8 protein-coding genes are annotated in these 7,347 nt (G+C 58.8%); 2 read left to right on the forward strand and 6 right to left on the reverse strand.

The features are described from left to right. Positions 1–39: 39 nt before the first annotated feature. Both tmk and KH208_RS08915 read right to left on the reverse strand, forming a co-directional pair. A complete protein-coding gene (tmk, locus tag KH208_RS08910) occupies positions 40–693 on the reverse strand; it encodes a dTMP kinase (protein ID WP_291435598.1) in 654 nt (217 codons plus the stop codon). After that, on the reverse strand, positions 669–1,730 hold the full coding sequence (locus KH208_RS08915; RefSeq protein ID WP_291435600.1) for an HD domain-containing protein: 1,062 nt from the start codon (positions 1,728–1,730) through the stop codon (positions 669–671). Before KH208_RS08915 ends, tmk begins: the two co-directional genes overlap by 25 nt. Positions 1,731–1,875: 145 nt before the next feature. Here KH208_RS08915 and surE point away from each other — a divergent pair, with 145 nt between their 5' ends. After that, positions 1,876–2,634, forward strand: coding sequence for a 5'/3'-nucleotidase SurE (gene surE, locus KH208_RS08920; RefSeq protein ID WP_062254300.1), 759 nt, complete (start codon positions 1,876–1,878; stop codon positions 2,632–2,634). Positions 2,635–2,935: 301 nt separating this feature from the next. Here the strand turns inward: surE and KH208_RS08925 are convergent, their stop codons facing one another. From KH208_RS08925 to KH208_RS08940, 4 genes are all read right to left on the reverse strand, one after another. After that, a complete protein-coding gene (locus KH208_RS08925; RefSeq protein ID WP_291435603.1) occupies positions 2,936–3,280 on the reverse strand; it encodes a hypothetical protein in 345 nt (114 codons plus the stop codon). 56 nt (positions 3,281–3,336) lie between these two features. Continuing rightward, complete coding sequence (locus KH208_RS08930) at positions 3,337–3,756, reverse strand: hypothetical protein (RefSeq protein WP_291435605.1); 420 nt, start codon at positions 3,754–3,756, stop codon at positions 3,337–3,339. Positions 3,757–3,914: 158 nt separating this feature from the next. Then, complete coding sequence (locus KH208_RS08935; RefSeq protein WP_291435606.1) at positions 3,915–4,271, reverse strand: hypothetical protein; 357 nt, start codon at positions 4,269–4,271, stop codon at positions 3,915–3,917. A gap of 82 nt (positions 4,272–4,353) precedes the next feature. Beyond that, the gene (locus tag KH208_RS08940; RefSeq protein WP_291435607.1) at positions 4,354–5,871 is read right to left on the reverse strand and encodes an RHS repeat-associated core domain-containing protein; all 1,518 of its coding nucleotides are present in this window, start codon (positions 5,869–5,871) and stop codon (positions 4,354–4,356) included. A gap of 306 nt (positions 5,872–6,177) precedes the next feature. On the opposite strand from KH208_RS08940, the gene fba reads away from it, so the two are divergent. Further along, positions 6,178–7,104 (forward strand): class II fructose-1,6-bisphosphate aldolase, encoded by a 927-nt coding sequence (gene fba / locus KH208_RS08945; RefSeq protein WP_291435608.1) that lies wholly within the window; start codon positions 6,178–6,180, stop codon positions 7,102–7,104. The last annotated feature ends 243 nt before the right edge of the window (positions 7,105–7,347 follow it).

The following is a 7,347-nucleotide window of genomic DNA, read 5'->3' on the forward strand; positions in this document are numbered from 1 at the left end:
CCGGGCTCCTTATGTTTCCGATTCCGCGTGAACAGAAATTCAGTCCAGTCCTCGGCCCCGCTGCCGCAACGAGGCCTCCACAGCCGAAAGGCATTGCAGCACCACATCTTCGGGCGGTTGGGCCGCATCGATGATGGCAAAGCGCTCGGGTTCCTCGGCGGCCAGGCTCCGGTAACCCTGGCGCACACGCTCATGAAACTCCAGGCTTTCGGCGTCGAAGCGGCCCTCGGAGAGTACGGTGCCCTCTTCCCGGTTGCGCAGACCGGCCCTCTCCAGGCCGCAATGCACGGGCAGGTCCAGCAGCAGGGTCAGGTCCGGCATGAGGCCGCCGGTCGCCATAGCGTTGATGCGGCGCAAATGTTCCGGGTCCAGGCCACGGCCATAGCCCTGGTAAGCCAGGGTGGAATCCGCGTAACGGTCGCAGAGCACGGCCTGCCCGGCCTCCAGGGCCGGGCGGATGACCTCGGCCACGTGCTGGGCGCGGTCCGCCAGGAAGAGATAGAGCTCGGCCCGGCTGGAAAGGCCGCGCGTGCGCGCGTCCAGCAGGATGGGACGCAGGCTGCGGCCCAGAGCGCAGCCGCCCGGCTCGCGGGTGAGCAGAGGATCGTATCCGAGCCCTTGCAGGTGTTCGGCCAGCAGGCGCTGGGCTGTGGACTTGCCCGAGCCTTCTATACCTTCAAAAGAGATAAACATTCTTCCCTCACCGCTTTTTTGCGGCCCTTTGCCGCGGACGAGGCGGAAGCCGCAGTCTCCGGTTTCGAGGCTTCCGGGGTGCGCGGGGCCCGGTACAGGGGCCGCCCCAGAGTGGCCTGCCAGGGCGTCCAGTCCTGGCCTTCCCCGCCCAACTGGTCAAACAGGCCCCGGCACTGGGCCATTTTGGCGTCCAGATTGTCGGCATAATGCAGGGCCAAAGCCTCGGCGGTGTGCGGCTGGCGCACCGCGCCGAACTGCAGCTCGCCGTGATGGCTCAGGATAAGATGCTTGAGATGGCGTTGCAGCCCCTCGTCCAGACCGGATTTGGCCAGATACGGGGCCAGCATTTCCACGCCCAGCATGAGATGGCCCAGCAGGCGGCCTTCATCCGTGTAGTCGTTGGCCAGGCCGCCGGAAAATTCGCGGATTTTGCCGAAATCATGGAACAGAGCCCCGGCCAGCAGGGCTTGGCGGTCCAGCTCGGGATACTGGTCGGCAATGCGCCGGCAGAGCCTGAACACGCTCAAGGTGTGCTCCAGCAGGCCGCCCACATAGGCGTGGTGCACGCCCTTGGCCGCCGGGCAGACCCGGAAGGACGCGCGCAGTTCCTGATTGTTGAGTACGGCAAGCACCAGCTTGCGCCAGGGCGCGTGGCTGAATTCCTCCTTGCAGAGGGCCAGCAGTTCGTCCAGCATTTCGTCCAGGGAAAAGGGGCTGGCGGGCAGCAGCTCGGCCTGGTCCACAGCCGCTCCCTCCTCTTCGGAGAGCGGGCGCAACTGCTCCACCGTGAGCTGGATCTGATCCCGGTAGAGACCGGCGCGGCCTTCGGCCCAGACCACGGAACCCACGGGAATGTCGCTGAACTCCGCGCTGAGCGGATGCCAGATCTTGGCCTCCAGGCTGCCGCTGGCGTCGGCCAGGGTCAGCCGCCAGTAGGGCCCGTTGCGCGACTGGCCCTGGGCCGCCTGACTGACCACGAACAGGCCGCGCGCCTCGGAGGCCGGGCCGATGTCTTTGACGTAAGAACCTTTTTCCATATATTGTCCACGTTACGGCGCGCGACCGGGGCCGGGCTCCGGCCTGCAGCGCCCGTGCTTTGAATGACTCTTTTCTCCCGCGCGGGCCACGGCGGCGCGGGAATCCCTGTCTTCGCAGATTCCCTTCTTTCCGAGGTATTGTCAAATGGACGTTCTGCTGACCAACGACGACGGCATCCGGGCTCCGGGCCTCAGGGCCATGTACGCGGCCCTGCTGGAAGCCGGGCACAGCGTGCATGTGGTGGCCCCCATGCGCCAGCAATCCGGGGTGGGACATTCCCTCACGGTCTTCGACCCCCTGCGGGCCATGGAATTCGAGGAGCCCGGCTTCAGGGGCACGGGCATATACGGCACGCCCACGGACTGCGTCAAGCTGGCCCTGGGCCGCCTGCTGCCGCGCAAGCCGGACATGGTGATTTCCGGCATCAACGCCGGGCCCAACGTGGGGCCGGACATCCTTTATTCCGGCACGGTGGGCGCGGCCACGGAAGCGGCCCATGAGGATCTGCCCAGCCTGGCCGTCTCCCATGACGACCATCTGGGCAACGGGGATCTGCTGCCCCAGGCCCGCCACGCCGTGGCTCTGGCCGGACGCATCGACTGGTCCCGCCTGGCCCCGCGCCGGGTGATCAACCTCAATTATCCGGCGGGAACCCTGGATGAGGCCAAAGGCCTGCGCGCCTGCCCGCAGACCAGCGCGGTCTGGAAAAACGTCTATCTGGAGCGCTTTGATCCGCGCGGCGCGCCCTACTGGTGGCTGGAAGGCGAAATCCCGGCCCATACCATCAACGCCGGGTCGGACAAGGATTTGCTCAACCGGGGTTATATCACCGTGACGCCGCTCTGTTTTGAATTCACGGATCACGCGGGCCTGAAAGAACTGGAAGGCATGGAGCTGGGCTGAATCGGCCGGACCGACCCGTATTCGTTATCTCCACCGCGCATAAGGCCGCCGCGCATGGGGCGGACGCGGCGAGGTTCCCGGCGGCAAGGCGGTGGCCGCCGTCATGCCCACCAGCGGGGCCACGTTGGTAACGCCGTCCCGCGCGGCCGTAGGGGCTTTGCCCGCAGTCCTTCCTTCATATTGTCCGCCGAGTTGGCGGCGAGCCAGAAGCCGAGCGGATCTGCGGGGTCGTCCACGCAATGATCGTACAGCTTGACACTGTTTTCATCCGAGCTTGTCGCTGAACGGCAAAAATATATAGCTATGATTGATCATGTTTGATTCCTGGGAAAAACAAATTGCTCATGAATATACTATATCTATGATATATCTCTAAACAGATTGTAATCAATATGATAAATATAAGAGATGATAAAATAGACTGCATTATAATAATATATTCTTTTTCTTCTTTATTTTTTATACGCATTATCATTCTTTTAAGTATTATATATACAGATATACAAGCCAAAATAATTCCAGGGACGCAGAAAATAGCTATAATAAAAATATCACCTTCACATATATTGTATAATCCAATTTTTATGAGTAATGTTGCCAGCCCAAGCACAGCGTATTGGCCTTTAAAGTCAGGATTTTCAAACATATATTTCCTTTTTTGGGGAAGGGGCGACGCCCCTTCCCTCTCGGCGGCACTCTCTTCTATTTGCTGTGACTACAGTGAGCAAAGCGCCCGCTACTATCGCGTGGCTGCGTTTCCGGCGTACACTTTCCGCCGTCAAGACCACAGTTCTCATTTTTCGGGGCAGGTCTCCTGAGAACATCTCGGCTGAAGACAGCGGCGTTTTCTCTCACCTCACCAGCATTATTCAGCAAATAGGTCATCTGTCCCGGCAACGTACTCGGCGGCGGCAATTTAGGTTCACAAAAGGCCAGCCCCGTATCCAGTGCCGCCATGCCCAGCCCCGGCCGCACCCAGGCCGAAAGCGCAGCTTCCGGCGCGGACGCGGCGAGGTTCCCGGCGGCAAGGCCGGTGGCCGCCGTCATGCCCACCAGCGGGGCCATCTTGGCGACGCCGTCCCGCGCGGGCGTAGGGGCTTTGCCCGTCAGTCCTTCCTTCATATTGTCCGCCGAGTTGGCGGCGAACCAGGAACCGAGCAGGCCATGACAGCGCCGCCAACGCCTGTATGATATAACGTTCCAGAAAGCCATCAAAGAGAGCTTAACATAAAATAATAGTAGTTAGATTATAATATCTACAACTATATTTATCAATATAATTATATACTATAAAGATAATATAGCATTAATAATAATGTTGAAATAGATACAACATATAAAATCACCACTTTCAATATTTCCAATAAAATACTTTTTTTCAAAGTATTATTTTTAGCTATGATATCTTTATACCTCTTAATAACGATACTAGCTGATGAACTCAGTAATAAAATACCAAAAAACAACATAATATAGCTAGACCATCCTGGAATAACTCCTCTTACAGTTGCTCCTCCCAACAAATTCCCTTGAGAGAAGTATAATATATTCCCATTCAACACACTTTTAATCATTATTAAACTGCAAATTATACAAGATAACGCCAAAATTATAAATCCATGCTGATCCTTAAACATTTTATAACCTTTTCTAATTATCATTGTGTATTGTAATAATATATTTATACGGGAATGGTATTACCATTCCCGTATAAATATATTATTTTAGATTATGCCCACAATGAGAAAAACGTCCATACATATCCCGTGGTTGTGTGTCTGGAGTGCATTTTTGTTTTGTTAGCCCCCAAAATGAGCCGCTGGTCATAGTATCATAGCCTTCTCGAACTGCTGCCCCCAAAACTCCTCCGACAGTGTTTGCCGGAGGGGTTCCCGTTGGGACAAAACTTGTCACCGCATCCGTAACGCCAGCGACGACTCCCGGCCGCACCCAGGCCGAAAGCGCGGCTTCCGGCGCGGACGCGGCGAGGTTCCCGGCGGCAAGGCCGGTGGCCGCCGTCATGCCCACCAGCGGGGCCACCTTAACGACGCCGTCCCGCGCGGCGGTGGAGACTTTGCCAGTCCGCTCTTCCTTCATGTTGTCCGCCGACCTGGCGGCGAACCAGGAACCGAGCAGGCCCATGACAGCGCCGCCGCCGATGCCCGCCAACAGGGGCAGGAAGAAAAAACGGCCGTCCCGATCCACCCTGCCCACGGGATCGTCCACGCAATAGTCGTAGAGGTCGCCGTCGCCGCGCCGGTCTTTGGCCGGGTCAGGACTGATGAAGCGGCCCACCTCCGGATCATAGTGCCGACAACCGAACTGCACCAGGCCCGTAGCCTTGTCCACAATCCCTCCGCCGAAACCCAGCGGGATGTACAATTCCGGCAGGCTGTCGAAGAGCACATTGCCGAAGCTGTCATAGTCCACGCGCTTGACGATGCCGCCCGCGCCGTTGATCAGGGCGCGGAACGAGCCCACCTGGTCCAGCCCCAGTAAAAAATAGTCCTTATCCGTGCCCCAGGAACCGCCCGCGATACCCAGACGCCGCACGGCCTCGCCCTGAATGCCCACATGCGTGGGCAGGGGCTCCGCGCCCCCTTCGTAGCCCCAGTCATAGCCGAGCCCGCTTCGGGCGTCCACGCAACGCACCGGCGTCTGCCGCCCCTTCCATTCCCAGGCCAGGCACAGCTCGCCGTCATCCAGAACCCGCGAAGGCATACGAGCGTTTCCTTCATAATGATAGGATCGAAGCGCGCCGTCCGGCAAGCGCACTTCAGCGAGGCGGTTGCCGTCATACCTGAATTCCATGACCCCGCTTTCCCCGCCGCGCTCCTCGCGACGACCGGACCGGGCTTCCCGCAAGAGCGGGGGAAGCAACGCCCGCGCGGCGGCAGCGCCCTGACGCGCCCGGCTGACCAGCCGCCCGCCCTTGTCATAGGCCATGCGCAGCGCGCCCGCATGCGTGAGACGCCCGTCGGCGTCATACGTATAGCGGGTGCCCCTCGCCACGTCCTCCACCCGCTGCCCGGCCCCATTATAGGCATAGGCCTCCTGCTCCCGGCCGTCGCAATGCACGCGGAGCAGATGACCGGACGCATCATAGGCGTAGCGGAAGCAGCGCACGCCCTCGGGCCAATGCTCCTCCCGGCGGAGGATTTTGCCCCCGGCATCGCGGTCCACCGCGACGGAAAAACATTCGGGCACGGATTTTTTTGTCCATAAATCCTGATACATACAGCCTCCATTTTATAGGTTTACTATAAAAATTAAATTTTATTCAGGATAAATATATTTATTTTTATAGTATTGCAAGAAACCTTTTTGTTTTAAAAGTATTATTTTAATTATAGGTGGTTAATCACCTTGCCACGCAATGTTGATCCCGCCCGGCCCTCCCGGCCGGATCAGCGCCCGCCGCCCTATCGGAAAGCTTCTCTCCCTTTGCGCTTTTCCGGCATATGGGATATATGTCAGACCTCAACTACCAGGCCGGGGACCATGTTTCCCCGGCCCATACCGCAAGCAGAACAGGAGGAAGCCATGCCTCTTATGGGTCCCAGAGAAATGTTCGCCACCGCCTACGCCGGGCGCTACGCCGTGGGCGCGTTCAACGTCAACAATATGGAAATCGTCCAGGGCATCATGCGGGCCGCCGCCGAGGAAAAATCCCCGGTGATCCTCCAGGTTTCCGCCGGAGCCCGCAAATACGCCGGTCAGACCTACATCATGAAACTGGTGGAGGCCGCCCTGATCGAAGACCCCGCCGTGCCCGTGGTGGTGCATCTGGACCACGGCCCCAGCTTCGAGATGTGCAAGGACTGCATCGACGGCGGCTTCACTTCGGTGATGATCGACGGTTCGCACCTGCCCTACGAGGAAAATATCGCCCTGACCAAACAGGTGGCGGACTATGCCCACCCCAGGGGGGTCTGGGTGGAAGCTGAACTGGGCAAGCTGGCCGGCGTCGAGGAACACGTCAGTTCCGCCGAGCATGTCTACACCGATCCGGACCAGGCGGTGGATTTCGTGCAACGCACGGGCTGCGATTCCTTGGCCGTGGCCATCGGCACCAGCCACGGGGCCTACAAATTCAAGGGCGAGGCCAAACTGGACTTCCCGCGCCTGGAAGCCATCAGCGCCAGGCTGCCCGGCTACCCCCTGGTTCTGCACGGGGCCTCCAGCGTGCCCCAGGAATTCGTGGAATTGTGCAACAAATACGGCGGCCAGGTGGGCGGCGCCAGGGGCGTGCCGGAGGACATGCTGCGCAAGGCCGCGGGCATGGGCGTGTGCAAGATCAATGTGGACACGGACATCCGCCTGGCGCTTACCGCCTCCATCCGCCAGTTCCTGGCCGAGCACCCGGAACAGTTCGACCCGCGCTCCTACCTTGCCCCGGCCCGCGAGGCCGTCAAGAATATGGTGGCGCACAAGATCCGCAATGTGATGGGTTCTTCGGGGAAAATTTAGGGAAGCACTGATTAATGGTCTTTTTGCCCTCTGCCTGTGTCAGGCTCACTCCGTGCGACGGTCGAATATGTCTGAATATACTCCCTTCGCCCGCAGTTCGCCTTCCTTGGCAGAGAACAAAAATCTTCATTAATCAGCGCTTCCTTAGGGCCTGTTAACACTAATTGTCAAAACGTTCTTCATGGGTTAACTTTGCCCTATGAAGATATCCAAAGAACAATATGAACGCATTGCGGATAGCTT

This window comes from Desulfovibrio sp. (assembly GCF_018379785.1).
In the GTDB taxonomy this organism is placed as follows: Bacteria; Desulfobacterota; Desulfovibrionia; order Desulfovibrionales; family Desulfovibrionaceae; genus Desulfovibrio.

Bases quoted from the DNA above. Each gene is read 5' to 3' on its own strand.
- KH208_RS08940 (WP_291435607.1), bottom strand. From the start codon at position 5,871: ATGTATCAGGATTTATGGACAAAAAAATCCGTGCCCGAATGTTTTTCC.
- KH208_RS08925 (WP_291435603.1), bottom strand. From the start codon at position 3,280: ATGTTTGAAAATCCTGACTTTAAAGGCCAATACGCTGTGCTTGGGCTG.
- KH208_RS08915 (WP_291435600.1), bottom strand. From the start codon at position 1,730: ATGGAAAAAGGTTCTTACGTCAAAGACATCGGCCCGGCCTCCGAGGCG.
- KH208_RS08935 (WP_291435606.1), bottom strand. From the start codon at position 4,271: ATGTTTAAGGATCAGCATGGATTTATAATTTTGGCGTTATCTTGTATA.
- surE (WP_062254300.1), top strand. From the start codon at position 1,876: ATGGACGTTCTGCTGACCAACGACGACGGCATCCGGGCTCCGGGCCTC.
- tmk (WP_291435598.1), bottom strand. From the start codon at position 693: ATGTTTATCTCTTTTGAAGGTATAGAAGGCTCGGGCAAGTCCACAGCC.
- KH208_RS08930 (WP_291435605.1), bottom strand. From the start codon at position 3,756: ATGAAGGAAGGACTGACGGGCAAAGCCCCTACGCCCGCGCGGGACGGC.
- fba (WP_291435608.1), top strand. From the start codon at position 6,178: ATGCCTCTTATGGGTCCCAGAGAAATGTTCGCCACCGCCTACGCCGGG.